At 59.8% G+C, this 24,904-nt stretch carries 28 protein-coding genes and 1 pseudogene; 11 read left to right on the top strand and 18 right to left on the bottom strand.

Features of this window, described 5'->3' with window-relative positions; all coding sequences use genetic code 11:
• Nucleotides 1-82: 82 nt before the first annotated feature.
• The 3 genes from ACFE8X_RS10440 to ACFE8X_RS10430 all read right to left on the bottom strand — a co-directional run bounded on the left by ACFE8X_RS10440 (nt 83) and on the right by ACFE8X_RS10430 (nt 3,840).
• A complete protein-coding gene (locus ACFE8X_RS10440; RefSeq protein ID WP_375451401.1) occupies nt 83-2,386 on the bottom strand; it encodes a putative bifunctional diguanylate cyclase/phosphodiesterase in 2,304 nt (767 codons plus the stop codon).
• Complete coding sequence (locus ACFE8X_RS10435; RefSeq protein WP_375451400.1) at nt 2,383-3,330, bottom strand: FecR domain-containing protein; 948 nt, start codon at nt 3,328-3,330, stop codon at nt 2,383-2,385. Before ACFE8X_RS10435 ends, ACFE8X_RS10440 begins: the two co-directional genes overlap by 4 nt.
• Before the next feature lie 69 nt (nt 3,331-3,399).
• Nucleotides 3,400-3,840: a hypothetical protein gene (locus ACFE8X_RS10430; RefSeq protein WP_375451399.1), complete on the bottom strand. Its 441-nt coding sequence runs from the start codon at nt 3,838-3,840 to the stop codon at nt 3,400-3,402.
• A gap of 443 nt (nt 3,841-4,283) precedes the next feature.
• Here ACFE8X_RS10430 and ACFE8X_RS10425 point away from each other — a divergent pair, with 443 nt between their 5' ends.
• From ACFE8X_RS10425 to ACFE8X_RS10400, 6 genes and pseudogenes are all read left to right on the top strand, one after another.
• Nucleotides 4,284-5,213 carry an RHS repeat domain-containing protein gene (locus ACFE8X_RS10425; RefSeq protein ID WP_375451398.1) on the top strand — a complete coding sequence of 310 codons (930 nt, stop codon included), beginning with the start codon at nt 4,284-4,286 and terminating at the stop codon, nt 5,211-5,213.
• 3 nt (nt 5,214-5,216) lie between these two features.
• Nucleotides 5,217-5,483 (top strand): hypothetical protein, encoded by a 267-nt coding sequence (locus ACFE8X_RS10420; RefSeq protein WP_375451397.1) that lies wholly within the window; start codon nt 5,217-5,219, stop codon nt 5,481-5,483.
• A gap of 99 nt (nt 5,484-5,582) precedes the next feature.
• A pseudogene (locus ACFE8X_RS10415) lies at nt 5,583-5,870 on the top strand (RHS repeat-associated core domain-containing protein); the annotation flags it as partial.
• Between the two features lie 10 nt (nt 5,871-5,880).
• Nucleotides 5,881-6,375 carry a hypothetical protein gene (locus ACFE8X_RS10410; RefSeq protein ID WP_375451396.1) on the top strand — a complete coding sequence of 165 codons (495 nt, stop codon included), beginning with the start codon at nt 5,881-5,883 and terminating at the stop codon, nt 6,373-6,375.
• Between the two features lie 176 nt (nt 6,376-6,551).
• Nucleotides 6,552-7,109, top strand: coding sequence for an RHS repeat-associated core domain-containing protein (locus ACFE8X_RS10405; protein WP_375451449.1), 558 nt, complete (start codon nt 6,552-6,554; stop codon nt 7,107-7,109).
• Between the two features lie 14 nt (nt 7,110-7,123).
• Nucleotides 7,124-7,489: a hypothetical protein gene (locus tag ACFE8X_RS10400; protein WP_375451395.1), complete on the top strand. Its 366-nt coding sequence runs from the start codon at nt 7,124-7,126 to the stop codon at nt 7,487-7,489.
• Nucleotides 7,490-7,593: 104 nt separating this feature from the next.
• On the opposite strand, the gene ACFE8X_RS10395 is transcribed toward ACFE8X_RS10400, so the two are convergent.
• From ACFE8X_RS10395 to ACFE8X_RS10375, 5 genes are all read right to left on the bottom strand, one after another.
• Nucleotides 7,594-7,878 carry a hypothetical protein gene (locus tag ACFE8X_RS10395; RefSeq protein WP_375451452.1) on the bottom strand — a complete coding sequence of 95 codons (285 nt, stop codon included), beginning with the start codon at nt 7,876-7,878 and terminating at the stop codon, nt 7,594-7,596.
• Nucleotides 7,802-8,008 (bottom strand): superinfection immunity protein, encoded by a 207-nt coding sequence (locus ACFE8X_RS10390; protein ID WP_375451394.1) that lies wholly within the window; start codon nt 8,006-8,008, stop codon nt 7,802-7,804. The genes ACFE8X_RS10395 and ACFE8X_RS10390 overlap by 77 nt, the downstream gene beginning before the upstream one ends.
• 25 nt (nt 8,009-8,033) lie before the next feature.
• Entirely contained in the window at nt 8,034-8,213 is a 180-nt protein-coding gene (locus ACFE8X_RS10385; RefSeq protein WP_375451393.1) for a hypothetical protein, read from the bottom strand.
• 50 nt (nt 8,214-8,263) lie between these two features.
• Nucleotides 8,264-8,623 carry a hypothetical protein gene (locus tag ACFE8X_RS10380; protein ID WP_375451392.1) on the bottom strand — a complete coding sequence of 120 codons (360 nt, stop codon included), beginning with the start codon at nt 8,621-8,623 and terminating at the stop codon, nt 8,264-8,266.
• Nucleotides 8,624-9,156: 533 nt separating this feature from the next.
• Nucleotides 9,157-10,236, bottom strand: a complete 1,080-nt coding sequence (locus ACFE8X_RS10375; protein WP_375451391.1) for an aldo/keto reductase — start codon at nt 10,234-10,236, stop codon at nt 9,157-9,159.
• A gap of 240 nt (nt 10,237-10,476) precedes the next feature.
• On the opposite strand from ACFE8X_RS10375, the gene ACFE8X_RS10370 reads away from it, so the two are divergent.
• Nucleotides 10,477-11,367 (top strand): AraC family transcriptional regulator N-terminal domain-containing protein, encoded by an 891-nt coding sequence (locus ACFE8X_RS10370; protein WP_375451448.1) that lies wholly within the window; start codon nt 10,477-10,479, stop codon nt 11,365-11,367.
• Nucleotides 11,368-11,575: 208 nt separating this feature from the next.
• On the opposite strand, the gene ACFE8X_RS10365 is transcribed toward ACFE8X_RS10370, so the two are convergent.
• Both ACFE8X_RS10365 and ACFE8X_RS10360 read right to left on the bottom strand, forming a co-directional pair.
• Nucleotides 11,576-12,826: a glycosyltransferase gene (locus ACFE8X_RS10365; protein WP_375451390.1), complete on the bottom strand. Its 1,251-nt coding sequence runs from the start codon at nt 12,824-12,826 to the stop codon at nt 11,576-11,578.
• A 13-nt stretch (nt 12,827-12,839) separates the two neighbouring features.
• Nucleotides 12,840-13,103: a hypothetical protein gene (locus ACFE8X_RS10360; RefSeq protein ID WP_375451389.1), complete on the bottom strand. Its 264-nt coding sequence runs from the start codon at nt 13,101-13,103 to the stop codon at nt 12,840-12,842.
• A gap of 31 nt (nt 13,104-13,134) precedes the next feature.
• On the opposite strand from ACFE8X_RS10360, the gene ACFE8X_RS10355 reads away from it, so the two are divergent.
• Both ACFE8X_RS10355 and ACFE8X_RS10350 read left to right on the top strand, forming a co-directional pair.
• Nucleotides 13,135-13,980, top strand: coding sequence for a TetR/AcrR family transcriptional regulator (locus tag ACFE8X_RS10355; protein ID WP_375451447.1), 846 nt, complete (start codon nt 13,135-13,137; stop codon nt 13,978-13,980).
• A gap of 241 nt (nt 13,981-14,221) precedes the next feature.
• Complete coding sequence (locus tag ACFE8X_RS10350; RefSeq protein WP_375451388.1) at nt 14,222-14,566, top strand: YciI family protein; 345 nt, start codon at nt 14,222-14,224, stop codon at nt 14,564-14,566.
• A gap of 268 nt (nt 14,567-14,834) precedes the next feature.
• Here ACFE8X_RS10350 and ACFE8X_RS10345 read toward each other — a convergent pair whose 3' ends face one another.
• The 7 genes from ACFE8X_RS10345 to ACFE8X_RS10315 form a co-directional block, all read right to left on the bottom strand.
• Nucleotides 14,835-15,710 (bottom strand): sigma-70 family RNA polymerase sigma factor, encoded by an 876-nt coding sequence (locus ACFE8X_RS10345; RefSeq protein WP_375451387.1) that lies wholly within the window; start codon nt 15,708-15,710, stop codon nt 14,835-14,837.
• Between the two features lie 149 nt (nt 15,711-15,859).
• Nucleotides 15,860-16,456 carry an NAD(P)H-dependent oxidoreductase gene (locus ACFE8X_RS10340; protein WP_375451386.1) on the bottom strand — a complete coding sequence of 199 codons (597 nt, stop codon included), beginning with the start codon at nt 16,454-16,456 and terminating at the stop codon, nt 15,860-15,862.
• On the bottom strand, nt 16,456-17,856 hold the full coding sequence (locus tag ACFE8X_RS10335) for an FAD-binding oxidoreductase (RefSeq protein ID WP_375451385.1): 1,401 nt from the start codon (nt 17,854-17,856) through the stop codon (nt 16,456-16,458). The genes ACFE8X_RS10340 and ACFE8X_RS10335 overlap by 1 nt, the downstream gene beginning before the upstream one ends.
• Nucleotides 17,853-19,178, bottom strand: coding sequence for a cytosine deaminase (locus tag ACFE8X_RS10330; protein WP_375451384.1), 1,326 nt, complete (start codon nt 19,176-19,178; stop codon nt 17,853-17,855). The genes ACFE8X_RS10335 and ACFE8X_RS10330 overlap by 4 nt, the downstream gene beginning before the upstream one ends.
• A 2-nt stretch (nt 19,179-19,180) precedes the next feature.
• Nucleotides 19,181-20,038, bottom strand: a complete 858-nt coding sequence (locus tag ACFE8X_RS10325) for an ABC transporter permease (RefSeq protein WP_375451383.1) — start codon at nt 20,036-20,038, stop codon at nt 19,181-19,183.
• 2 nt (nt 20,039-20,040) lie between these two features.
• Entirely contained in the window at nt 20,041-20,799 is a 759-nt protein-coding gene (locus tag ACFE8X_RS10320) for an ABC transporter ATP-binding protein (protein WP_375451446.1), read from the bottom strand.
• Nucleotides 20,800-20,931: 132 nt separating this feature from the next.
• Nucleotides 20,932-21,939 (bottom strand): ABC transporter substrate-binding protein, encoded by a 1,008-nt coding sequence (locus ACFE8X_RS10315; protein WP_375451382.1) that lies wholly within the window; start codon nt 21,937-21,939, stop codon nt 20,932-20,934.
• Nucleotides 21,940-22,144: 205 nt separating this feature from the next.
• On the opposite strand from ACFE8X_RS10315, the gene ACFE8X_RS10310 reads away from it, so the two are divergent.
• Together ACFE8X_RS10310 and ACFE8X_RS10305 are read left to right on the top strand one after the other, a co-directional pair.
• Nucleotides 22,145-22,540 (top strand): RidA family protein, encoded by a 396-nt coding sequence (locus tag ACFE8X_RS10310; protein ID WP_375451381.1) that lies wholly within the window; start codon nt 22,145-22,147, stop codon nt 22,538-22,540.
• 2 nt (nt 22,541-22,542) lie between these two features.
• Nucleotides 22,543-23,328 carry a creatininase family protein gene (locus ACFE8X_RS10305; protein ID WP_375451380.1) on the top strand — a complete coding sequence of 262 codons (786 nt, stop codon included), beginning with the start codon at nt 22,543-22,545 and terminating at the stop codon, nt 23,326-23,328.
• Between the two features lie 25 nt (nt 23,329-23,353).
• On the opposite strand, the gene ACFE8X_RS10300 is transcribed toward ACFE8X_RS10305, so the two are convergent.
• Complete coding sequence (locus ACFE8X_RS10300; protein WP_375451379.1) at nt 23,354-24,751, bottom strand: TolC family protein; 1,398 nt, start codon at nt 24,749-24,751, stop codon at nt 23,354-23,356.
• Nucleotides 24,752-24,904: the final 153 nt, after the last annotated feature.

Here is a 24,904-nt window from a genome sequence, read left to right as displayed (position 1 = left end):
AAGCTCGCCGACCTTGTTGCGCGTTGGGGCGTTTTCAGGTGAACGACAATTTCGGGCTCTTCGCAGCTAGGGAGGATCATGGCTAAGCTGCCGTTAGACCTGGCTGGTAGGCCAACATCTGGGCCGCGTCGCCTGGACGTCCGAAAAGGTATCCTTGCGCCACGTCACAGCCGATGCCCGCAAGGTACGCGCGCTGCTCGTCAGTCTCGACCCCCTCAGCGACGACAACCTTACCCAACCGCTTGGCCATGAGCACGATGGTTTCCACGATGGCTTGGTGGTGCAGATCCGGCAAAGCCCTCACAAACGATTGGTCGATCTTGATCTCGTCGACGGGTAGCCGCGCCAGATAGCTCAGCGAAGAATAACCCGTGCCGAAGTCGTCCAAGGCGATCGTACAGCCCATCGCCCGCAACGTTTCCAGCGCCGCAACGGTGGTGACAGCGTTATCAACAAAGAGGCTTTCGGTAATCTCGATGACGAGGCGGTGGGGAGATAGGCCCGAGATTGCCACGGCCCGCTGAACCGAACCGGCAACATCGGCCAGCTTGAATTGCACTGCCGAGACATTGACCGAAATGGTCAGGTCCGGATGCCAGTGCGCGGCCTGCCGGCACGATTGCTGCATTACCCAGTCGCCCAGCTCAACGATGAGGCCCGTCTCTTCCGCCAAGGGGATAAACCGAGCCGGCGAAACCATGCCCAGCGTCGGGTTTTGCCAACGAACCAAGGCCTCCGCCCCCAGGAGCCTGCCCGTCTTCAGATCGACCTGAGGCTGGAACAGGACCAAGAACTCCTGCCGAACGACCGCTTGGCGCAAGGCGATGTCCAGCGATCGACGTTGCTCGATTTCCGCGCTCTGGCTGGCTTCAAAATGGACCACGTCCTTGCCGCTCTGGCGCGCCTTGAGCAGGGCGATCTCAGCGCGACGAAGCCGTTCGGCGTCGGGAATCTGGCTGTCGAAAGCGGCAACACCCAAGGCCATGCCGAGAATGACGCTGTGCCCGTCAGCCAGGATTGGAATATCCAAGAACGCCAGCAGCGGCTGCAAGTCGCCGGACCAGGGAAGGGCAAAGCTGTCGGCGTTCAATCGTGCCGGCTTCGATCGAGCCAGCTTTGCAAGCCGGACCTTGACCTCGCCCGCAACGCGTTCGGCCACATGATGGCCAAGGCAGGTAGCGACACCATCGAACCGCAGCAACTGCAGCACGACGATGTCAGCCTTGCCGCCGCGTTGGGTGTCGAGAAAAGCCTCGCGATTGAAGGCACCGGTGGAGGTATCATGACGGGCCAGGTAGCGCAGGCGCGATCGTTGGCGACGCGACCGGCGCCAGAGATGGGCCCGGTCTTCCATGACCGACAACAGCGTCAGCGCCACGAGGCTGGCATGCACCACGCTGATATCGATAACAATCCGGCCATCGCGGAGGAGCAGCCAGGCGAACAGCTCCGCAAGCATGCCGATCACTGCCGCACCAATGGCGACCTGCCAGACCGGCCGTTGTCTTCTCGTGGTCAGGAACAGCAATGTGGCAAGGCACGCTACGATGGCTCCTGGGCCGACCCCCAGATCGTTCAGCGACCGGCCGGCCTTGAGAGTTTCCGTCGCAGCCAATTGGACCAATGGTCCGGGCACGACCCCGAAACGCGGCACTCGGAAAAAGTCGCGCAGCTCGATTGCCGTGGCGCCGATGACCACCTGCTTGTTTTGAAACAGGTCTGGAGGCAAGTCTGAGCCTTCCAGTAAGTCCTCCACCGGCAGACGCTTGATGGCGTTGAGGTCGATGCCGAAATCGATGGTGATGCTGGGGCCGGGAGCGTTCGATTGGGGGGCCAGCACCCGGGCTACGGATGGAATGGCCTGCTCGGGCAAGGAACTGGGCACTGACAGCAGCAGTCCCGTCCCGTCGCCGTCGACATTGACCAGCACTGGATCGCTGAATCGCGCAAATCTGGGCAATGGCCTGTTGAGCGTCAGCCGGCCATCCGCGTCGATCTGCTGGAAAGCCGCGAGGTAGGCGTACCCTCCCGCGCGCTCAAGGGCCGCCTCGAGGGCCGCGTCTCCCGCTTCGGTCGAGGCCGAGCTGAAATCGATGTCGAAAACGACTTCAGCCGCGCCCAGTGCGGTTAGCCGGTCGAGGATTTGCGCGTAGATTTGCCGCGGCCAGGGCCAAGTCCCGATCGCAGCCAGGCTGGCGCTGTCGATCTCCAAAAAAACCGTATCGTGGCTCGGAGCGCGATCGGTGAGCCGAAAGCGCCAGTCGCGCAGGGTTTGGTCGAGCGGGCCAAAGACGCCCAGCGCCGCGCAGCCGAACGCCACGGCCGTCAATCCACAGACGACAAGGCGCCGCAGGGCCGCTCTAGTTGCCGGGCGGAGGACTTTCAATCCTTTTTCTCGTTCCCTTTGTTTCCGCCATTCCCATTCCCATTCCCGTTGTTCCCGTTCCCGTTCCCGTTCCCGTTCCCGTTCCCGCTATTGCCATTGGCGCTCCCATTGTTGCCGTTGCCGTTGCCGTTGCTGCTACCGCTGCCGATGCCGCTGTTGCCGCTATTTCCGTTGCCGCTCCCGCTGTTGCCGCTGCCGCTATTCCCGTTGCTGCCACTGCCGCCGTTGCTACTGCCACTGGTATCGCTGCCGCCTTTGGTGTCGTTGCCAGATTGGCCGGGGGTGGTGCCGGCGTCAGTGGCGCTCGATGGTTTGTCGCCTTCCGGAACCGGATTGGTCTGCGGCGCGGCGGTTGCGGCAGCCGCAACCGCAGGGGTGGGTGAGGGCGGTAAAGTCCGCGAAATCGGCACGACCTGATCCACCGTGATCGGCTCGGAGCCTGAGGATACTTCCTGTCCAGCAGGAAGGTTGATCGAGGTGTCGTAAACCGCGTCGTCCACCTCCACCGTGCCGCGTGTTACGGCCACGGTGCTGTGCGCAGCATCGGACCGCACAACAAAAGCCGTGCCCTTGACGACCGCGGCCAGATAGGCGGTTTGGACGGCAAAATGCTGAACATTGCGGGCCTCGGCGTCGATGCCGACGACGCCCTCATGGTTGTAGACCGTTGTAAACCCGCCGGCATCCTCGATCTGGATTGTCGTATGGGGGCCAATTTCGATGGTTTCGGCGTTGCGGACGAACGTGGCCCGGCTGCCTGGAGCGCTTTTGATAACCCGCTCGTCACTGACGATGCTGCCACGATTGAGTTGGGTCCACTGCCCGTCGGTGAGTACAAAAACGCCACCGCGCAGACGCGTCACCTGCCATTCATCCGCTTGAGCAAGGCTTGGGCAGCAGAAAGCTAGCCCTACGCATAGGGTGAAAACGGATCCAGTAGCCATAACCATCCTCCAATGAGAGGACAGTGCGCCGTGACCTGCTGATGAAGGATGAATGCTGACGCAATGATTCTAGAAGTTGAAGACAATCCCGATCAACAGCAGGTCCTGGTCCGCGTCTCCGGACAGGTCAAAAGCGTGGCGGTACTGCCCACGCAAAGTCAGGCTGTCGCTGAACAGATAGTCCACGCTTGCCCCCAATCCAGCGAACGCGCCGTCGGCGCTGTCAGCACCGAGGCTGGCTTGCGAAAAAATCCTGACGCTGTCAGTCACTGGCAAACCCAGCCGCAGTCCAGCTTCGAGGGAGGACGATCCATCCTCGATCAGACCCATGCCTTCGAGCCCAAATACCACTGTATCCCCCACCACGGCTGTTCCGGCCACGACGCCGATGACACCACGCCCAGTATCATTGGTTGAGAAGCCGCCAACAATCCCGGCATAAAGGCCACCAACACCACCGGCTGGTGCATAATTTTCCGGCAATGGCGGAAGGTCCGGCAGGGTCGGCATGGGGCCAGCCAATGCTGTCGCGCATGAGCACAGAACGACCGCTAGACTCAGAAAAGATCGCGCCATGACACACCTGCTTTTAATAGTGAATAAGCAGTAACCCGGCTTGGTGAACGCTTTCCTAACTTTGGGTTCAATGCGTTTGGTTGCCCGGCCGCATCCATCATTGCCAACGGCCTATGGATATCCCCGCTTTGTTGCGACCGAGGGCCGGCTCAACAGTGGACGTCGGCCGGCGATCCCAGTGACAATGTGAGTTGGACAAAGTTGTGGAGCCGATTTACCAGCAGCAAATAACCACTTTGTATCACCGCAGTTCTTAAAACGCGGAAAAATTTAGAGTCAATGATCTAACTGCGGGATATTTGTCACCAATCCCCCCGATAGCTTCAGCTTCCGTCTTTTCCGCACGTCAAGCTAACTTGCCGCTGTCTGATCTGGTGATGTCGCAGCCTTTGGCTTTCACCCTACAAATTTCCCGCAATGGCGTTCCTGTGCGCTCCTTCACCTACGATGCTGCTGGCAATACGCTCAGCGATACCCTCAGCGGCACCGCCACGACCTACGGCTACAACGACGCCCACCGCATGAGTTCAGTGACCACCGCTGGCGCCCTACGGGGCGAATACATCTACAATGCGCGGGGGCAACTGGTCATCCGCTCGGTGACCAACTCCACGGCCAACGGCGTTACGGTCTATTTCTACGACCAGGACGGGCACGTCATCGCGGAGTTCGATGGCACGACGGGCGACCTCAAGCGGGAATATGTCTGGCTGGGCGATATGCCCGTGGCGATTATCGACCCCGGTACGCCTGCCGACACCTACTATATGACGACTGACCACATCGGCCGCCCGATCATACTGACCGATGCCAGCAAGAGCGTCGTCGCCGATGTCATCTGGTCGCCCTTCGGCGGAGTGATCAACTATAGCGGCTCGGTCGATCTGGATTTGCGGTTTCCCGGGCAATTGTTCCAGGGCGAAAGCGGGCTGCATTACAACTGGTTCCGCCAGTATGATCCGACCACGGCACGCTATACACAGCCTGATCCGCTGGGGCTAGTCGACGGGCCGAGCCGGTATGCTTATGTTGGGAATGATCCGCTGCAACGGATTGATTTTCAAGGACGTGCAGTTACGATAAATATGCCACGACCTGGCGTCACAATATCCTCTACGCGATCCGAGATGACCGCGCCCATGTGTGTCGGTGCTGCCATGGTGCCGTTTCCGGAAGCAATTACTAAAAACAACTGTATTCGTTATTGTTCTGATGTTGCCCTCCCAACAGGAGACTATGGAATGGCATTCGCGCGGTGTATGAATCAATGCATGGCGGGACAACCTTTCAAGGATTGGCTCAGGTAGAAAATGATGAACACAGAACACGGTACTGAAATCCTTCGAACAATGATCCGGGCAATGGCCTTGCTGAATAACTCGGTCGCCAAAATGCAAAATCAAATGAGTGAATCTGAATTCGTAATCTACAAACAAAAAGTCGCCAGCATAATGGGGGCCATTAGTACTGACATAATTGCCGAAATCTATCAGGAATTTCCGTATTTTGAACCGAATGACGTTGATGAATGGAGGGAGGCGGGAGGACTTGATCTTCCGAATTGGCTCGAATCTTAGTTCTGGCGTCTATTTGGAGCGTTATTTCCTAACGAAAACTCTGCAAGTTTTTCGGCCGAATTATGATGTCGAACCATGGACACGTAACGCCAGCATGATCCAACCACGGCGCGCTATACGCAGCCTGATCCGCTGGGGCTGGTTGATGGGCCGAGCCGATACGCCTATGTTGGAAATGATCCGCTGCAGCAGATTGATCCTCAAGGATTAGAGGGTACCCCCAGGAACAATCAGGCTCAGAACAAACAATTTAACGACGTTTGCAAACAACTTGGTTTGAACAAAGATCAGCGGCGTCGCCTTCATGATGAAATCTCCGGGATGAATTTTAGCTACCAAGAGATTATGGAGACTGCGATTTCCATGTTCCCAAACTGTGGTTGTTGAGGATTTGAAATTGCTAGAGGACATAAAAGGCAAATTGGCTTGGGGCTCTAAGAGAGGACTGGGAAATTACCTAACGATTGAGTTTGGGGAGCCGCATCTTAACATTAGAGAACCGCAGTCTGACATCAAGAGCACAATTCCATCAGTTGTTAAGCTGCTTCGAAAAAGGCGAGTTTGGCTCGTAGGGGATTATCAGTTGTGGATACAGGATTGCGACTGGGAGATTATCGAGGGCGAAACAGTCCATGGGGGCGTGTCTCCGGTCGACGGGATCAATAAGGCGCTCGAATTTATCGACGGCCAGATCGTAATTGACATAATAAATTTAGTCGAAGCGGCAGAGAAAAAAATAGTTATTGAATTCGACGGAGGGTCAAAAATTCATCTGTCGTGGCGTTTAGATATAACCAGCGCAGATACCGCATTTTCTCTGAAAGAATTTCGTGGGAAACTTACCTCAATTCTGCTCAGCGGCATTGAGAAATCGATGGAGCATAGCGTTTAGTGATGCAGGCAAGTGAAATAGCCCCAAGTGGGCAATTCCACGGGGAGTGCTTATTGCTTGTTAGCGAGCAATAACATAATGTCACAGTCTATTTCTACGATCAGGACGGTCATGTCATTGCCGAGTTCGACGGCACGACGGGCGACCTCAAGCGGGAATATGTCTGGTTGGGCGATATGCCCGTGGCGATTATCGACCCCGGTACGCCTGCCGACACCTACTATATGACGACTGACCACATCGGCCGCCCGATCATACTGACCGATGCCAGCAAGAGCGTCGTCGCCGATGTCATCTGGTCGCCCTTCGGTGGGGTGATCAATTATAGCGGCTCGGTCGATCTCGATTTGCGGTTCCCCGGGCAGCTGTTCCAGGGCGAGAGCGGGCTCCATTACAACTGGTTCAGGCAATACGATCCGACCACGGCGAGGTACACGCAGCCGGACCCGGCTGGGTTGGTTGATGGACCGAGCCGGTATGCGTATGTGGCTAATGATCCCCTACAACGAATAGACCCTCTCGGCCTTCAACTAATAATTATTCAACAACATGGCCTGAGACACTGGGGTTGGCAATATAGACCACGAGTGCTTTCCACCATTCGCCAATGCGTGGGTTTATTTGGGCCATTCGTACCAGGTACGAACTTTGCCGGTCAAGCGAATGACGTTCATTATCGAGGGTTTGTACTGTCTAATGGCACAATAAGTATTGGAACAACATTCCCAAACTAAATAAAGGACACGATATGAAATCTGATAAACGTGCGCTCACTGCCCAAGAGATACAACTTGTTAGTGCGGTTTTATCGCAGGAGAGGGATGCTCGGGACGAATTTGACGTTACGGCATCGCTGTACAAAGTCTCTATCCTGGACAAGTTCGGCTCTCTCCGTTTTTGGGAAGGGCCTGATCAACCAAGACAGGCTGACCTTAGTGGAGCGGTAGGTGTTGCGACAGCAAAAGTCGAAGGTTCTACCGATCCGGACGACAGTATTGAGTTACTCGTATTTTACTCGCGGGGGGTGATCACTGAACTACAAATCTACACATTGAATGGAAAAGGGCTTGAGCGACCTGTGACGGCCAATCAAATTGTCAAAGTAGGTTACTGACTAAGTAAGACAGCATTTCGTTGTCGATTTTTTACGCTGTTCCACTATGTCCCAGTCAAGGTCAGCGTTAAGGTACCCTCAACATGAACGATATGCATTCGCAGCTAATCCATTAGCGGGTTAACGATAGGCCGGCGCATAGCCGCATATTCTTCGGCGCTGAGCGACCCGCCATCAAACAGGTGCGTGAGCCGTTGCAGCTTTTCTGCAGGGTCATTGTCGGCGGGTTGCAGCGATCTTGGTTCCTCTCGCACGATTACCGCATCGTTGGCGAACAGGTTGATGCCGCTCTCGCCGCCGTGGCTGCCCCCTTCACTGCGATGCACGGCCTGGAACGCCCAAACCAGTGAGCCCAGCCAACCGATCGCGGTTCCACCCGAAGGCAACATTGATCACCATAATGAGCCACCGGTTGGGATGGCGTCGACCGAAGGCAATAAATGTTGGTATGAGGTAGATGGCACCTGCGATGACCGCAATCCAGAAGATCAGCCCAAAGCCGCTATCGTCGTCCTCCATGACCCTCATTGCCCTCGCTGCGCTATCACTGTACGCGAGCGCAATTGGACGCGCTGGTGTTGACCATCTGACCGTCCGGCGACAGGTCGAAAAACTGCACCGTGTCGTTGAGCGAGATCACCATGTAGCGGCCGCGCCCTTGGAAGGCTTGTCCGAGCATCATGTTGATACCAGCTTGCAGCGCTTGCACGCTTTCTTCGCTCATACCCGGCATAGTCGCTGGCACGCCCGAACTGCTTGCGGCGGATTGGCGGATTATGCGACGACAGCGATGGGAGCGCCGTCGCTGGGTGGGGGATCAGCGTATTGCGGCACAATGGTGGTACCGTTCACATGCAACTGACCACTCGCATCGACCGACAAGGTCATCCTCGTCGATTTATTTTCGCCTGAAATGTCCGGCAAACCGGTCAAGGCCGTAGCCGACACGTCGCACAGATAAGTCGCCAACATCGGTTGTTGGCTGTTTTGTAATGCGCTCTCTAGGTCCAGAAATTCGTCACTGCCGGGCGCGCTTTTCCCAACGTTAACATGATGTTTAACGCAACTCGACAGCGCCTCGAAAGCCTGCGTAAAGCCCATAATGTTTATGGTGACCACGGTGGACGCAGTCAAAATTTTCTAGTCGTCAGCAAGAACTTGAAGACGGATGCCATGTTCACAATTAGACTAGGTGAGAATGTGAGGGGCTGGAAGACTTCGAATTCTAACATTCTGGCCGCAGTTGAGGTCGCGATGGTTGGTGCGAGGCCTATAAGGATCAAAAGCAAAGCTCAATCTTGACTATTCCTATCGACGAGAAGTGAGCGAGGGGCCCTCATCGCTGCGAGTGCGGTACTCGTCTGTTCGCTGTAACCCCTTAGTGTTTCGACCGCATGGTCTGCATAGCGAAGGGCGGTTTGTGTTGATTTGTGACCTAGCATCGCGCCGACCTGCGCCAATGACAGGCCACCCATGACCGATCATGACGCGAAGGTGTGGCGAAGGGGTGTGCAGAGTTGCGGTTGCGTCAATTTCGGCAGCTTGACGAATTTTATACCGAGGGCGACGCAATGAAATAGCTGAACCGGTCATTGCCCCCTCGAATACGTTTTATTCAATCGGGACCTGCGCACACGCCGCTAGCGGCGTATGCGCAGGTCTTGATCTCAGTACGGCTTTTCGCCAGGCTGGATGAGCATTGGCGGCGCCTGAACACCGTTGACCGACGTGCCACCATTGTGGATCGCAGGAAAGAACGGCTCCATGCTCTGGGGGAAGCCGAACGTTGGCTTGGTGAGCCCGTCGAGATGGGCAAGATCGTCTTCGGTCAGCTTGACATCGAGCGCCTTCACGTTGCTTTCAAGCTGCGCCAGCCGCCGTGCACCGATGATTGTCGAGGTCACGCCTGCCTGGGCTTGCACCCAGGCGAGCGCCACGGCGGCTACGGAACTCTCATGCGCCTCGGCGATCTGCTCCAGTTCATCGATGAGCGCATAGGTCTTGTCGTTCAGAGCATTGGAGACGAGGAAGGTGCGATCAGGCTTTATCCGGTCGGCGCTGTCGCGGGTGTATTTGCCGCTGAGCGCGCCGCCCTTGAGCGGTGACCACGGTGTGATGCCGAGGCCGAACTCGGTTGCCATCGGGACCAGTTCGGCTTCGACCGACCGCTCGAGCAGCGAATACTCGATCTGCAAGCCGACGAACGCCGACCAGCCGCGGAACTGGGCGATGACATTGGCCTGCGCAACCTTCCAGGCCGGGGTATCTGACACGCCGACATAGCGCACCTTACCGGCACGCACGAGGTCCTCAAGCGCTGCCATGGTCTCCTCGATCGGGGTGTGGACGTCCCAATTGTGGAGCCAGTAGAGGTCGATATAATCGGTCTGGAGCCGCCGGAGCGACTGCTCGCACGCGGCTATGATCGATTTACGCCCCGAGCCGCCGGCGTTCGGATCGCCAAGATAGAGATTACTGCTGAACTTGGTCGCGATGACCAGGCGGTCGCGCTTGGCGGCGTTGTGGCCGACATGGTCGCCAATGATCTTTTCGGAATGGCCCTTGGTATAGCCGTTGGCGGTGTCGATGAAGTTCCCGCCCAATTCAATGAATCGGTCGAGAATTTGACCCGACTCTTCGACGCTGCTGCCCCAGCCATTGTCCTCGCCGAACGTCATGGTGCCCAGGCAAAGCGGGCTGACGCGCAGGCCCGAGCGGCCAAGGGTAATGTATTTATCAAGTGACATTTTTTCATCCTCTGTTCGAGAAGGCACGAAGAGCCTGTAGGTTGCCTGGCTGATCAGACGCCAAAATTGGCCATGTCCATGGCTCCAGCAGAAGGTTAAATCACGCGCCCGAGGCCATAGTTAGACTGATGCTGCCAAATTAATGCACGATCCTGCCAATGTTGGACAAATCCGGCAGGTGACAGCATCTGCCGGACGTGTGACATTGGGCGCATGACGACCGTTTCGCTTGCTGAATTGGTGACGCTGATCGCACGGCATGCCGGGCCCGACGCATGGCCGCTGCGCGGGATGCCCGGTTTTATTCTCGGGATCAAATCCGGGCCGACCTTGCCATGCCCAGTCGTCGTCGAGCCCATCTTTTCGCTGATTGCCCAAGGCGCCAAACGCGTCGAGGTCGGCCAGCAGACCTTTGATTATCGTGCCGGCCAATTTCTGATCGTGTCGGTGGATTTGCCAGCCGATGCGTATGTGGTTGAGGCAAGTGCTGAACGGCCCTATCTGGGATTTGGCCTGATCTTGAAAGCGGAGGCCATTGCCAGCCTGTTGCTTGAATCGGGCAGCCGGCGGCTGGTGAGCGATGACCGGCCCGGCATAGCCGTCAGCGATCTGTCGGGCGATCTGCTCGATAGCGTCGTACGCCTGCTGCGTCTGTTGGACTGCCCGTCCGACATGCCCGTGCTGGGCCCTGCCATCGAGCGCGAAATATTGTGGCGGCTGATCAATGGCCCGCAAGGCAGGTTGGTTCGCGAGATTGGCCTGGCCGATAGCCGCATGTCGCAAATCGGGCGGGCGGTGCGCTGGTTGCGCCACCATTTCGCCGAAACGGTTCGCATCGAACACCTGGCCGAGATCGCCGGCATGAGCGTGACGTCACTGCACCGGCATTTCCGTATCGTCACATCGCTGACCCCGATTCAATACCAGAAGCAGCTTCGCCTGCAGGCGGCGCGGGCACGCCTGATGGCGGCGAGAGAAGATGTCGCCGAGGTCGGTCTTGCCGTCGGTTACGATAGCCCGTCCCAGTTCAGTCGCGAGTACCGCCGGATGTATGGCAAGCCACCGGGCGAGGACGGCGCGGCGTTAAGAAAAAATCCGGATCTGGCTCCCGGTGCTTCCGGCCTGATCTGACGGGAATGGGCGGCGGTTTGCCAAGGCGCCGAAGCAGCTTGCTGAAACTCTTCCTGTCAGAAGGCGCATGCTTTTCGTTCCGGTATCGGCGTCCACGTCTGGAACCTGCGGGAGTGATCTCGATGACCGGCATGGGCGCAGTGCTCCCCGGCGCCTATCGAGCAACCCATGGCAAGGTCAATAGCCCTTTTTCCGGGGTGGCATGGTCTTAATTTTGGTTATTGGTCCAGGTCCGGCTCAATTTAAGCTCGCCGAGACGTGTAACAGCGCCGTGAACTCCATTTTCCTGGCGCAGGAGCGCGCCCAGGTCTGCCGCGCGTCGCTGCATGTCATGGTTGCCAATGGCTTCTGCAATGATCGTGGCAAGTGCTTTGCGGGTCAGTCGGCGGCGCGGAACCGGCTTCGGACCAACGCCCATCGCCACGACGCGGCTGGCCCAGAAGGGTTGATCCACGGCATATGGAATGATGATGGAAGGCCTGCCCGCAGTCAGGGCTGCCCCGGTTGTTCCGGCGCCGCCGTGATGGACGATGGCAGTCATCCGCGGAAACAGCCAGTCGTGCGGCAGGGCATCCGCCCAGAAGACGTTTTCTTGGCTGTCGGCATGGCGAAGACCGCCCCAACCCGACAGCAACACCGCGCGTGTCCCGGCATCTCGCACGGCGCCGAGAACCAGCTCGGTGACCGCGCCAGCATCCTGGTTGGCCATGCTGCCAAAGCCGATGCTGATCACCGGGCCGTCCTGCGCCAGGAATGCGAGCAGATCGGCCGGTGGTTGCCAGTCCGCCGGCGCGGCCAAAGGCCAATAGCCGGTAACGTGGCGATTGGGCGCCGGAGGCATCGGCACGACGTGGTTACTAAAGCCGTAAAGTGCCAACCGGTCGTCAGCAGGTTTTGGCCGTCCGGTGAGGCCCAGGGCTTGGCGCCGTGTTCTTGCCATGACGGGTTTGAACGACATCCAGAGTGCAGCATCGCTGAAAGAATGGCTGGCCCGGCGACCCAATGGACCAAGCCAGTCCGGCACGTTGGCCAGCAGCACGCCGGGATAAGCCGATGAAGGCGCCGCTATAGGTTGCAGGTGAGCCGCGATAAACGGAATGCCCAGCTTTTCTGCGACGGCCAATCCGATGACCATGCCTCCGACGCCGCCGACCATCATGTCCATATCGGCACAGGCATCCAGCGTCTCGACCGTCCAATTGGCCATCATCCGCGGCATGTGCTGGCGCATCATGCGAATGGCGGCCAGTGTTCCGCGCTCGGCACCGCCGGTTCGGAGCAAATCCTCGGAATGGCCGGACAGCGGTGCCATTGGCAGGCCCGCGCCCAGCACCATTGCCGAAAAGGCACCCGGCGCAATCACCCGAACCGTATGGCCAGCATCGCGCAGGCCCTTTGCGAGCGCGACATAGGGCTGGATGCCGCCGCGCGTATCGTTGCAGACAAGAGCAATGCGCATGATCTGGATCACCTTAGAGCAGGCGCAAGCATTGGCCGGCCTTGACTGCATTGTCGGGCGCCGCACTCATGTCGATCTTGCCGCTCATCACCAGTTGGCGGGCTGTGCCGGTTACAACAGCTTGGAGCTCACGGCCTTCTGCTATGGCTGGCGCGCTCGCCTCGAAAATGGCGAGGGCATCGGCGTTGAGGTCCTCGGCGCAGCGTGCCGACGCATTGGTTTGGGCGCTTGCCGGTGTGGCTGCCAATGCAGCCAGAACGATCGCGATCGGAAGCATGATGTGTCCTTCAGGGTTCATCTTGGCCGATATGGTGCGAGACGCCGCGCCTTGGCGCTACTCGCGTTCCCGCCGGATGCTGGTTGGCGGTTTCTTCCGCTATAACATTTTGATTAGTCTCATTTTTCTAGACGTTCGTGCGGGTCTGTCGTTCGTCCAAACGGCGGCGGCTCGTCTTTGCGCCGCGCATGGGAGAGTGATACCAATGACGGCGAGCCTTCCGGCATTTCGCAGGGCGGACCAAAATTTTCCGGAGACAGGCTGCGTGTCGCGAACAGTGCAAAACAGGCGCCGTACGCCGTCGCAGTCACGCTCCGTGGCAACGGTGGAGACGATCCTCGAAGCCGTTGCCCGGATTGTCGAGGCGGAAAGCGCTACTCGTTTCACCACCAATCGGGTGGCCGAAAAAGCAGGCTATTCGATCGGAACGCTTTATAGCTACTTTCCCAACAAGCAGTCCTTGTTGCAGGCTCTTGTCATTCGAGAAACACGCAAGCAGGAAGAACAATTGCGGCGGCTGCTTGCGGTTGAGACTCCCCTGCCGGCAGATCAATTGATCCGTACTATTCTGCGCACCGCGCTACGCCCTTTCGACGACCGGCGTGGCCTGCAGCGAGCCATGATGGAATTGCTGTTTTCCGACCAGGATATGATCAATGCGGCCATGCAGGTCGGTGACCGGCTGATGCCGCTCCTGATGCAGCACGTGGTGCCGCCCGAAACCGATGCGGTGGATTCGATCACCGCTCACGCCACGTTGGGCGCTGTCATCGGGGCGGTCCTGGCCCTGGGCCGCAACGGGTCTGCGGTGCTGCAATCTGCCGAGGTCGAAGACGAATTGGTCCGGCTGATGTTGTTTGCACTGCGGGTCCAGTAATCAACTTCGGAAGCCGCAACAGCTATTCACATTCAGGATGGCAGTCAGTCCGTTCCCCAACCGAATTTGCCAATCGGCGATGTCAGCTTTTCGACCGGGCTCGTTCGGAAGCGGCATCCGTCCCGGCTTTTTGGAGGAGTTGGGCTATCTGGTCACATTAGCTCTGGTCGGTACGTCAATGGTGGGTACGCCCTCGATCTGAGCGAGGGACGGACACATCTTTCACCGTGGAACCGCAATCATGAAATTCGTCCTGATGATCTACCAGCCATTTCCTTTCGATCCCAAGTCGCTGCCTGCCGAAGAACACGCCGCGATCGCGGCAGAGTATGGCGCGGTTAGCTCTACACCGCAGGTCACGCCTGGACCTCCGTTGGGACTGCCCGACGACGCCAAGACAGTGACCGTCCAGGATGGGAAGATCGTCACCACCAACGGACCATATGTCGGCGTTGCGGGAGCGGTCGGCGGCTTCATGATCTTTGACGCCGCCAGTCTTGACGAAGCCGTTGAACTCGCGGGCCGTGTTCCAGCAGCGCGGCTTGGTGGTGCAGTGGAAATCCGGCCCTGCGCGGTCTATTGGTGAGATCAGGCGCCAACGCGGTAGTCTGGCCGTAGCTTTTGCTGGAACGATCACTCCAGACAAACGCGGATCGTCCGGCACGGCCTAATCCCGTTTTTGTCATAGATCACGTCACTGCCAGTTCGCTATCGCTGCCCTGAGAGATCCGACTTCCGCCGTTGGAACAAGTCGGATCTCTTGCAGCGACACTTTCCGGTGGCATGTCGCTGATGGTTGGCGATGTGTGCCTGCTGCGACAGCCCGAACGGCTCGAATTGGCGTAACGTGTTGACTAGTCGAGGACAGTCAGCTGGAGCCGAGTCAAGGCACGCGGTTCGGCCAGGATGGTGATTTCCGTGATCTTGAAACCTGAGGTAAGGAAGGTCATTGCCAAGCCTGGCTTGCCGTTCGGCGCGACGATGATGCCGGCCCGGCCATTCACCAGCATGACCTGAGCGGCACGCTGGTGAGCGGCACCCAGTCGAGCTCGCCGCGCCACGGCATCCGCCCCACGGACGGTATGCCGGCCGCCGAGAACTGGATCGACAGTCAAGGTGACATTGGCATCGAGAACTCTAATCAAGGCCGCCATGTCACCGCCGCGGGATGCGGCGAAAAATGCCTCAACAAGGTCTCGCTGTTGCGCAAGGTTCGCGCTTGTGCCCTCGTTTTGGGTTCCCTGGATGGCGCGGCGGCCTCGACTGGCAAGCTGGCGCGCCGCGTCTGGAGAGCAAGCAATGATGGTCGCGATGTCCTTGAAGGGAAGTGCGAAAAAATCGTGCAGAACAAACGCCACGCGTTCCGCAGGTTTCAACCGATCCAGTACCACCAGCATCGCAATCCCGATCGATTCTGCCAACAAGGCTTCGTCTTCCGGGTCCAGATGGCTGCGTGCATCCCCGCGCTGTACCACGATCAACTGGTCGTCGTGGATCTCTTGGCGGCGCTCACGGGCTCGGAGCATATCGATGGCGATCCGCGAAACGACTGTCGTAAGCCAAGCGCGAGGGTTGTGAATTGCCTCTATGTCGGCTGTCTGCAAACGCAGCCATGTTTCCTGAACCGCGTCTTCCGCATCTGCGGCCGATCCCAACAAACGATAAGCAACGCCACGCAATCGATGTCGCTCGGCCTCGAAGAGCTTCATTGAGGCTGTCTGCTCGATCAAATTACCACCCACTTGCCGGTTGCAAGTGCGTTGACGACCGGAGTGGCGGGTTTGTGACCGAACCAGGGCTTTCCAGGCCTGCCGCATGGTCAATCCGCGCTTCGCCTCCGAGTTCGGCTTCCAGCCGTTCAGTCATCGCCAGGTTGCAACTAGAATTGCTGCATCTCGGCTTTGACCTTCTCGATAAAGCCGGTCAGTCGTTCGGGCGTATTGTTGTTCATGTCATAGAGCGCCAGGTAGCGCGGCGGCGTCCTGGTTCGAAAGGTCACCCAGGCCCAACGCCGCGCCAGGCGCCGCGGTGGGTCGCCCATGACCATGGTGCGCCAGCGATTGCCGCCATAGGTGGTGACGAAGGCGACTTTCTTGATGTGGGTGAGGTTGGGCAACAGCTTGCCACGGTCGCCACCGCCTTCGAGGATGAAGGAGACGCCGGGCAGGAACACCCGGTCGAAATAGCCCTTGAGGATGGCAGGGTAGCCGTAGTTCCACACCGGGTGGACGAAGACCAGCGCATCGGCGGTCATCAGGCGATCGACATAGGGCTTGACCGCAGGGGTCAGATTGCCCGGCACCTCGTGATAGTTGAGGCGTTCCTCGCGGCTGAGCGTGGCGGGGAAAGCCTCGTCATAAAGATTAAGCGCATCGACGGTGTGGCCGCTAGCCGTCAGCGCTTCGATGACGGTGTTGAACAGCGTGCGGTTATAGCTGGTCTCGACGGGATGGGCATGGATGACATGGACGCGCATCAGGCGGCGTTGACCGGATTGAGGCCGTCGAACAGCCAGGCCTTGCCGGCGTTAAAATCGAAATCGGGATTTTCCCAGGCGATCATTTTGCCCGGATTGAGCATGCCCTTGGGATCGGCCTCCTGCTTGAAGGCGAGCTGCTTGCGGTCGGTCTTTTTCATGCCGCCTTCCTCGAGCGTGTAGCGATGGGGATTGAACACGGCGCAATCATTGTCCTCGTGGATGCGCACGATTTCGTCGAGCCGCGCCTCGCTGGTGTAGCGCACCATGGGCAGGCCGGCGAAGGTCACCTCGCCATCCTGCCGCGTGATCTCGATATGCATGGGCAATTCGTCGCCGAGCAGGGCGACGATCTTTTCCACATGCGCCAAGGTTGGATAGCGGGTCTGCAAATAGGTAATGGTCGGATCGATCTTGAGCGCCCGCAGCGTGGTGTGGTTCCAGGCCAGCTCGTAGATCGGGGGCAGGCGCTTGAGCTCTTCGGGCGTTGCTTCGTCGGCGCGGTATAGCATGTCGCCATGGTGATGGTTGACGAACAGCGTCATCGCCTCGAGGGCGACGGGAGCGACCATCAGCAGCACGACGGACTGTCCGTCCTTGATATAGGGTTTGTGGCGGGCAAAGAACGCCTCGGGGATCGGCGCGGCGCAGGGCGAGACTTCCTTGACGAGGAGGCCATCCTGCAGCGCCACGGATTGGCCAAAGCGGCAGGCATCGATGAAGTCGTCGAAGCCCACCATCATGTCGACCCAGTCATAGCTGGTGGTCAGCGGCATTTCGGCTTCGACGATGATGCCATTGGTGCCATAGGCGTGGGCGACCTTGAGGATGTCCTCGCCCTTGAGATCGAGTTCGCGCGGCTCGGCTTCGCAGGTGATGACCTTGAGGCCCAGAATACTGCCCAGGGCCCGCAACCCGCCCCAGCGCACCGAGCCGACGCCGCCCGAACCGCCGGCGATGAAGCCGCCAAGACTCGCCATGCGATAGGTCGAGGGGTGGAAGCGCAATTCGCCACCGACGGCGGTCTTGGTCTGGTGATCGATCTGCTCGAGAATGGCGCCGGCCTGGGCGCGGACCCGGTCCGGCCTGATTTCGAGCACCTGGTCCATGGTCATCAGGTTGAGCATGGCGCCGCCGGCGAGCGGCATGGCCTGGCCGTAATTGCCGGTGCCGGCGCCGCGCGGGGTGATGGCCACATTGTGCCTGTAGGCGGCGGCGAGGATGGTCTTGACCTCCGCGTTCGTGCGCGGCGAGACGACGATTTCGGCGGTGACGTGATCGAGCTTGGCCTTGAGCACGGGCGAATACCAGTAATGGTCTCGGCTGCGCTGCTGCACGATGCGGGGATGGTCTTCAACCGGAATGTCGCCGAGGTCGGCGCGGAAGGCGGCAATGCTCATTGTGGGCGTCCCATCAGGTCGTCGAGTTCGCGATAATCGGGCGGGGTGGTGTCGACCGGCAGGCCTTTGCGGATGACGATGCGGTCGGATTGCGGCCGGCTCATCAGTTCGCTCCAGGCGCGGGCACGGAAGATGACGAAATCGGCGGGCTGGCCGACGGCGATCTTGGCCTTGTACATGAACTCGCCATGCGTGGCGGGGGCGCCGCCGACGGCGCGGACCCAGTCCCAGGCCTGGTCCTGCGGATGATCGAAATGGAGGATGCGGGCGCCCTCGCGGAACACTTCGGCGCCGTCTAGATCGCCATAGGCGTAGAACGGGTCGCGCGTATTGTCCGAGGCGATGGCGACCGTGGCGCCGGCCGCCTTGAATTCGTTGAGCAGGGTGACGCCGCGGCGGAGCGGCGTCCGCACCGCGCCGTTGCCGTTGTCGCGATCCTGCAGGTAGATATTGCACATGGGCAGCGAGACAATGGCGATGCCGGCTTCAACGACCTTGTCGATGGTGGTCTTGACGGTGCGCTCGTCCTGCACCGTCAGAACGCAGCAATGGCCGGCCATGACCTTGCCCTTGTAGCCGGTTTCCAGCACTGCTTCGGCGAGATGCAGCAGGGCGTGAGCGGCGGGGTCGCCGGTCTCGTCGGTGTGCAGATCGAGATCAAGCCCAAGATCGCCGGCCTTTTCCACCACGGCGAGCATGGCTTCTTTCGAGCGGTCATAGACCGCCACCGAGCCACCGAGCAGGCCGCCGGACGACTTCACCTGTCGCGCAATGGTATCAAGCGCCACCGGATCGACCATGGTATCGGGGCCGATGATCGCCACGGCTTGCAACTCGATGCGGTCGGCCCACCTGCCACGCATCTTTTCGAATAGCGCCCAGCTGATTTCATGCTGGGGCGGCGCGGAATCGAGATGCGTGCGGATGGCGGCGGTGCCATGGGCATAGGCGCAGCGGAGGGAGAAATCCATGCGCCGTTCGACATCAGCGGCAGCCCACATGTTTTCGCGGTCGGACTGCACGGCGAGCAGGGCGCCCATCCAGGTGCCGTCCGGGTTTTCCTTGCGCGGCCAGATATGGCCCTTGTCGAGATGGGTGTGGATATCGACGAAGGCAGGCAGGACCAGGCCATTGTCGCAGTCATAGATTTTGCCGTTGTCGGGTGCGTCCACGCTGGGCGCGATGGCGGCGATCAGGCCGTCGACAACCGCAATATCGTGCTGTTCGACGCGGCCGCCGCGCTGGCCCATGGCGGCAACGGGGAGGGTGGCGTTTTTGAGGACGAAGCTGCCGCTGGCGGGGAAGGAGGAGGGGTTTGGCACGCTCAGTTCTCCCGCCGAATGGCACTTTCGTGCCAGCGATGCAACGTTAGCCAGGAAATGAAAGAGGTCAGCCCATAAATGGCGATGCCGGTGCCGCACAGCATGATCAGCGCCGCGAACATGCGCGGCAGGTTGAGCCGATATTGGCTTTCCAGCAACCGGAAGGCCAGGCCCGAGCCTTGCCCGGCCGAGCCCGCGGCAAATTCCGCCACCACGGCGGCGATCAGCGACAGGCCGCCGGCAATGCGCAGGCCGGCCATGAAATAGGGCATGGAGGCGGGGATTTTGAGAAACACCAGCGTCTGCCAGCCATTGGCGCCATAGAGCTCGAACAGGTTGAGCAGGTTATGGTCGACGCTTTTGAGGCCCTGCACCATGTTAGAGAGGATGGGAAAAAAGGCTACCAGAAAGGCACAGATCATCAGCGCGCTTTGCGTATCTGGCGCATAGATCAGGATCAGCGGGGCGATGGCGATGATCGGGGTGACCTGCAGGATGACGGTGAATGGCGAGAGCGCCAGTTCCAGCCATTTGGACTGTACGATGATGATGGCCAGCGTGACGCCGCCCACCAAAGCGATGGCCAGTGCCATGAAGGTGATGCGCACGGTCACCCAAAGCGCGGGCCACAGCGTCGCCGAATCGGTGAACAAGGCGACCGCCGCGTCGCCCGGGCCGGGCAGGATATATTTGGGGATGCCGTTGGCGGTGACGATCCATTGCCAGGCGGCGATGCCCAGAGCCAGGGCCACCAAAGGCACGACGATCTGCATCAGTTTTTCGTTGTTGGACATGCGCGGCAGCAGGACGGCCACGGCGCTGTCGGTACCTTTTTCGGCCACGGCCTTGATGTCGGTCATGCTCAGCTCTCCGCCGATTGAATGGCGCTTTGCAGCGCGTCCGACACGGTCTGGCAATTGGCGCGGTAGAATTCGGAGACGCGATAGGCGCCGTCGCGCACTGCCGGCTGGGCAATGTCGAGATCTGTAAACACCTGGCCCGGACGGGCGCGCATGACCACAATGCGGCTCGACAGATAGGCCGATTCATAAACCGAATGGGTGACGAAAATCACGGTGATCCCAGTCTGCTGCCACAGCGCCAACACGTCGTCGTTGAGCTTCTGGCGGGTGATTTCGTCGAGCGCCGCGAACGGCTCGTCCATCAGCAGCAGCTTGGGGCGGGTGACCAGAGCGCGGGCGATGGAGACGCGCATTTTCATGCCGCCGGAGAGCACGCGCGGATAGGCCTCGGCAAACTCGGCGAGGCCAACGCTGGCAAGGTTGTCCATCACCTTGTCGCGCGCTTCGGCCTGGCGCACACCCTGCAGCTTGAGCGGCAGGTAAACATTGCCGAACACCGTTTCCCACGGCATCAGGGTCGGCTCCTGAAACACGAAGCCGACATCGCCCTCGGGCAGGCCGCGCGAATTGATCTTGGAGCTGGGCCAGTCGATGCTGCCGGAACTCGCGGCACCCAGGCCGGCGATGATACGCAGGGCGGTGGACTTGCCGCAGCCCGAGGGGCCAAGCAGGGAGATGAATTCGCCGCCGCGCACATCCAGCGACATGCCCTTGAGCGCCAGCGTGCCGTTGGAAAACACCTTGCTGACATTGTTCATAGCGACGACGAGGCGGCGTTGCGCAGGAGCAACCGAAGCCTGGGCTTCGGGGAAAGCTAAATCGGTCACGCGTGAACCCATGTTAGGGTTAAAACGGCGCGGACAGGATTACCCGCGCCGATGCCCGGCACTTTACTTGGCGGTGGCGAGTTCCATGCCGACGCCCTTGCAGACGAACTGGGTGGTATAGGCCTTGGTGATGTCGATGCCGGCCTCGTAAACCCCGGCTTCCACCATGCTGTCGTAGAATTCCTTCCAGCGCGCGTCGGTCATGCAGCCAATGCCCTTGGTTTCGGCATCGCCGGAGATCACGATGCCATATTCCTTCATCTTGGCGATGGAATATTCGATCTGGCCATCGGTCATTTCGGGATTGTCGGTCTTGATCAGGTCGTTGGCGGCCTTGTTGTCGCCGTAGAGGTAATTGTACCAGCCGATCGCGGTAGCATCGACGAAGCGCTGCACCAGGTCGGGCGTCTTTTCGACAATCTCCTGGCGCGTTTCGATGGTGGTGGAATAGGGCGCGTAGCCGGCATCGGCGAGCAGGAGAACCTGCGGCTCGGTGCCGGTCTGCTTGCCGATCTCATAAGGCTCGGAGGTCAGGTAACCCTGCTGCACCGCCTTGGGATCGGCAATGAACGGGGCCGGATTGAAGGTGTAGGGCTCATACATTTCGTCCGTGAAGCCCGGAAATTTCGCCTTCATCCAGGGCCAATAGCCAGCAAAGAAGCTGTCCTTGCCCATGATCAGCTTGCTGGCGCCGACGAGGCTCGCCACATCGGTGAAGCCGGCTTCGGGGTGAGCCAGAAGTACCTGCGGGTCCTTCTGAAAGATTGCGGCCACAGTGATGCCCGGAATGCCCTGCTTGACGTCATCGATGGTGGACATGCCGCCCATGTAGAAATCGATCTGCCCGGCAATCAGCAATTGCCCGTTCGGCGCCTGCGGTCCACCCTGGCGGATGGTGACGTCGAGCCCGTATTTGGCATAGGTGCCGTCGGCGACCGCCTGGTAATAGCCGCCATGCTCGGCTTGGGCGAGCCAGTTGGTGCCGAAGGTGACCTTGTCCTGCGCAGCGGCCATCCCGGTCAGGCCGCCCAGGAGTAGGATGGTGGCGGCGGCTCGTATCATCAACTTCATCTTGATCTCCAAAGCTCCGGACGCACCCCATCCGGTCGTGGTGAATTCTTGTGCGCCATTCAGAGGCATGCCCATTCTTTGCGTTATAATGGGACGATGTGAAGCTAAAAATGCGGCAGCAAAAAATATTGCCTTTGTGACGTGCAAACGGCCTTGCAATCGGCTTGTACGCGGCTAACATCCCCGCCTCAAGGAACACGCCCGCATGGCCACGCCGCTCTCCCCAACCGATATCCACCCACCCTTTGCGGCCTACAGCCATGGCATGAGCGTGCCGCCGGGGCAGCAATTGGTGTTTGTGTCGGGTCAGTTGGGCATTGATGCCGCAGGCTTAGTGCTGCCCGATTGCGCCGGACAGGCGCAGGTCTGTTTCGACAATATTGCGGCGGTCCTGCGCGAGGCGGGACTGGGCCTCGAGCACGTCGTGCGCATCAATGCCTATGTCACCGGCCGCGAGCACCTGCCAGCTTACATGGGTGTGCGCAATGGCCTGTTCGGCGCGCCGCTGCCGGCCTCGACGCTGATGATCGTCAGTGGCTTTGCCCGGCCCGAACTTGTGGTCGAGATCGAAGCCGTCGCCGCCGGTCCAATGAAGGAATAAGCATGCCCCGCAAGATCTGGTGGACCGACTTCTCCGCTTCCGAATTCGGGGGCCTCAATCCCAACAGGACCATCGCGATTCTGCCGATCGCGGCGGTGGAGCAGCACGGCCCGCATCTGCCGGTGGGCACAGATACGATTATCAACCAGTCGATGCTCGATCTGCTGGTGACAAAAATTCCGAACGTTATGGACGTGCGCATCCTGCCCGTGCAGGCGGTGGGCAAGTCCAACGAGCATATCTGGGCCAGGGGCACCATCAGCCACAAGGCCACCAATCTGATCGAGGCCTGGACCCAGATCGGGCTGGAGGTGGCGCGCGCCGGGATCAGGAAGATCGTGTTCATCAATTCGCATGGCGGCAATGAGGAGATTATGGGCATCGTAGCGCGCGAATTGCGGGTCCAGGCCGGCATGCTGGCGGTCAAGAGCGGCTGGCGCTTCACCCCACCGGGCGTGCTCAGCGATGTCGAGCGCCGCCACGGCATCCATGGCGGCGACGCCGAAACCTCGCTGATCCTGCATTTCCGACCGGACCTGGTCGACATGTCCAAGGCGGAAAACTTCATCTCCATCGCCGCCCGTGACGAGGCCGAGTTCAAGCATCTGCGCCCCACCGGCGCCTTCGGTCACGTTTATGCCTGGATCGCTTCGGACATCAATCCCGGCGGGGCGGCAGGGGATGCTACGCTGGCTACTGCCGAAAAAGGCCGCATCATCGCCGAAGCCAATGCCGCCGGCATGCTGGAGGTTCTCGCTGAAGTCGAACGCATGCCGCTGCCGCGTTGACCGGGCAATCCGCCGGTGCATAGGCCTATTTGGCTGCGGCTTTGGCCAGTTCGCCGGTCAGACGAAGCATGCGGTATTTGGCGCGCAGCAGATCGAACTGAGCGGTGATCTGTTCGGATCGGGCAGCACTGAGTTCCTGCTGGGCGTCGAGCAGTTCGAAAATGCTGCGGGTGCCGCTCTGGAACTGCTGGCCATACAGCGTCACAACGCCCTGGCCGGATTGAATCCGGTCGGCGATATTGCCCAACCGGCTGCCCGCCGTCTCGAGGATGCGGCCGGCGTCGTCGACATCGAACTCCAGATTGTCGAGCGCGCGGCTGTAACGGTAGCCGGTTTCCTCGATGCGGGCTTCAATCTGGGCGATCTTTGCAGCGCGATCGCCGCCGTCGAACAGCGTGCCGTTAATCGACAGCATGGCGCGGGCGTCGGTGCGGGCCGGATTGGTGCCGCCGGCATCCATCTGGATGCGAGCAGTGCCTTCAAGCGATATCTTGGGCAAGTAGTCCAGCCGCAGCGCATTCATCTGCGCTTCCAGGCTGATCTTGTCCTGCTTGAGCGAGAGCAGGAACGGATCGGTCGCCGCATAGTTGGCAATGTCGGCCTGGCTGACCGTACCGGTTGCGGCGGGCGGATGGGGGAGTTGCAGGTTGACCGGCTCCATGCCCGTGACGCGCTCGAACGTGCTCGCGGCCGTCCGGCGCTCGGCCTGCAGGTCGAGGGTTTGCGAGCGGGCGGCTTCCAGTCGGGTCAGCGCCTTTTGCACGTCGGCGATCGTGCCGTTGCCGCCTTGTTCGTTGAGGGTGACGATGCGGTGCATTTCCTCATGGGCGGCTTCGTTCTGGCGGCTGTTGGCGATCTGCAGATCGAGTTCGAGCACGCCGAGATAGGCCTCGATGGCGGCCGTCATGATCTCGGTGGTCTTGGCGTCGAGGCGCAGCGACGCAGAATCCTTCAACGCCGTGGCCCGTTCGACATCGGTGCTGGTCTTGCCGAAGTCGAATAGCAGCTGGGAGGCGCGAACCGAAGCCTCCTGGCGAGTCTCGTCGGTGGTGATCTCAGTGTCGTAGGCAAAGGTGGTTTCGGGTCCGATGCCGGCGCTGTAGTCGATCGTGGGCATGAAGGGGACGGCGGCAACATCGGTTCCCGCGGCCGCATCCTTGGCCTGGGAGCGGGCAATGCCGATATCGGGATTGTTGTCGACGGTATAGGCCAGCACCTGGGCCAACTGCATGGAGCCGCCCGGGTGGGGCAAAGCAGACGGCGCTGCGCCCAGCGCGTCCTGGCCGATCGAGCCGGTGACGATCTGCGCGTCCGTCACGCTTGGGGTCGCCGTTGTCGCGCAGCCGGCCAGAGCTGTGGTGCCGACCAGCATGATGGCAAGGGCAAATCCGCGTGCGGACCCCGCACCACTCAACGCAAACATGAACTCTGCCTCATCCTGTAGGTGAACGCAGAATTAATTTTTTTGGTTAAGGATCACTTAAGTAAATCCACTTGGGTGCGCATAAGGACTATTGCCTGGCCAATTCGTGATCAAATATTGACGTTTCAGGCGAGGGTCGGCGTCTTTCCGAAT

Origin of the sequence: uncultured Devosia sp., assembly GCF_964244875.1 — a bacterium.
Taxonomy (GTDB): domain Bacteria; phylum Pseudomonadota; class Alphaproteobacteria; order Rhizobiales; family Devosiaceae; genus Devosia.
Note: the sequence above shows the minus strand (reverse complement) of the source record. Positions and strands in the feature narration are given on the sequence as shown.

Excerpts from the sequence above, each read along its gene's own strand:
- ACFE8X_RS10435 (WP_375451400.1), bottom strand. The coding sequence starts at position 3,330 with ATGGCTACTGGATCCGTTTTCACCCTATGCGTAGGGCTAGCTTTCTGC.
- ACFE8X_RS10430 (WP_375451399.1), bottom strand. The coding sequence starts at position 3,840 with ATGCCGACCCTGCCGGACCTTCCGCCATTGCCGGAAAATTATGCACCA.
- ACFE8X_RS10425 (WP_375451398.1), top strand. The coding sequence starts at position 4,284 with ATGTCGCAGCCTTTGGCTTTCACCCTACAAATTTCCCGCAATGGCGTT.
- ACFE8X_RS10420 (WP_375451397.1), top strand. The coding sequence starts at position 5,217 with ATGATGAACACAGAACACGGTACTGAAATCCTTCGAACAATGATCCGG.
- ACFE8X_RS10405 (WP_375451449.1), top strand. The coding sequence starts at position 6,552 with ATGCCCGTGGCGATTATCGACCCCGGTACGCCTGCCGACACCTACTAT.
- ACFE8X_RS10400 (WP_375451395.1), top strand. The coding sequence starts at position 7,124 with ATGAAATCTGATAAACGTGCGCTCACTGCCCAAGAGATACAACTTGTT.
- ACFE8X_RS10395 (WP_375451452.1), bottom strand. The coding sequence starts at position 7,878 with ATGTTGCCTTCGGGTGGAACCGCGATCGGTTGGCTGGGCTCACTGGTT.
- ACFE8X_RS10390 (WP_375451394.1), bottom strand. The coding sequence starts at position 8,008 with ATGGAGGACGACGATAGCGGCTTTGGGCTGATCTTCTGGATTGCGGTC.
- ACFE8X_RS10385 (WP_375451393.1), bottom strand. The coding sequence starts at position 8,213 with ATGAGCGAAGAAAGCGTGCAAGCGCTGCAAGCTGGTATCAACATGATG.
- ACFE8X_RS10375 (WP_375451391.1), bottom strand. The coding sequence starts at position 10,236 with ATGTCACTTGATAAATACATTACCCTTGGCCGCTCGGGCCTGCGCGTC.
- ACFE8X_RS10365 (WP_375451390.1), bottom strand. The coding sequence starts at position 12,826 with ATGCGCATTGCTCTTGTCTGCAACGATACGCGCGGCGGCATCCAGCCC.
- ACFE8X_RS10360 (WP_375451389.1), bottom strand. The coding sequence starts at position 13,103 with ATGCTTCCGATCGCGATCGTTCTGGCTGCATTGGCAGCCACACCGGCA.
- ACFE8X_RS10355 (WP_375451447.1), top strand. The coding sequence starts at position 13,135 with ATGGTGCGAGACGCCGCGCCTTGGCGCTACTCGCGTTCCCGCCGGATG.
- ACFE8X_RS10350 (WP_375451388.1), top strand. The coding sequence starts at position 14,222 with ATGAAATTCGTCCTGATGATCTACCAGCCATTTCCTTTCGATCCCAAG.
- ACFE8X_RS10340 (WP_375451386.1), bottom strand. The coding sequence starts at position 16,456 with ATGCGCGTCCATGTCATCCATGCCCATCCCGTCGAGACCAGCTATAAC.
- ACFE8X_RS10335 (WP_375451385.1), bottom strand. The coding sequence starts at position 17,856 with ATGAGCATTGCCGCCTTCCGCGCCGACCTCGGCGACATTCCGGTTGAA.
- ACFE8X_RS10325 (WP_375451383.1), bottom strand. The coding sequence starts at position 20,038 with ATGACCGACATCAAGGCCGTGGCCGAAAAAGGTACCGACAGCGCCGTG.
- ACFE8X_RS10320 (WP_375451446.1), bottom strand. The coding sequence starts at position 20,799 with ATGAACAATGTCAGCAAGGTGTTTTCCAACGGCACGCTGGCGCTCAAG.
- ACFE8X_RS10315 (WP_375451382.1), bottom strand. The coding sequence starts at position 21,939 with ATGAAGTTGATGATACGAGCCGCCGCCACCATCCTACTCCTGGGCGGC.
- ACFE8X_RS10310 (WP_375451381.1), top strand. The coding sequence starts at position 22,145 with ATGGCCACGCCGCTCTCCCCAACCGATATCCACCCACCCTTTGCGGCC.
- ACFE8X_RS10305 (WP_375451380.1), top strand. The coding sequence starts at position 22,543 with ATGCCCCGCAAGATCTGGTGGACCGACTTCTCCGCTTCCGAATTCGGG.
- ACFE8X_RS10300 (WP_375451379.1), bottom strand. The coding sequence starts at position 24,751 with ATGTTTGCGTTGAGTGGTGCGGGGTCCGCACGCGGATTTGCCCTTGCC.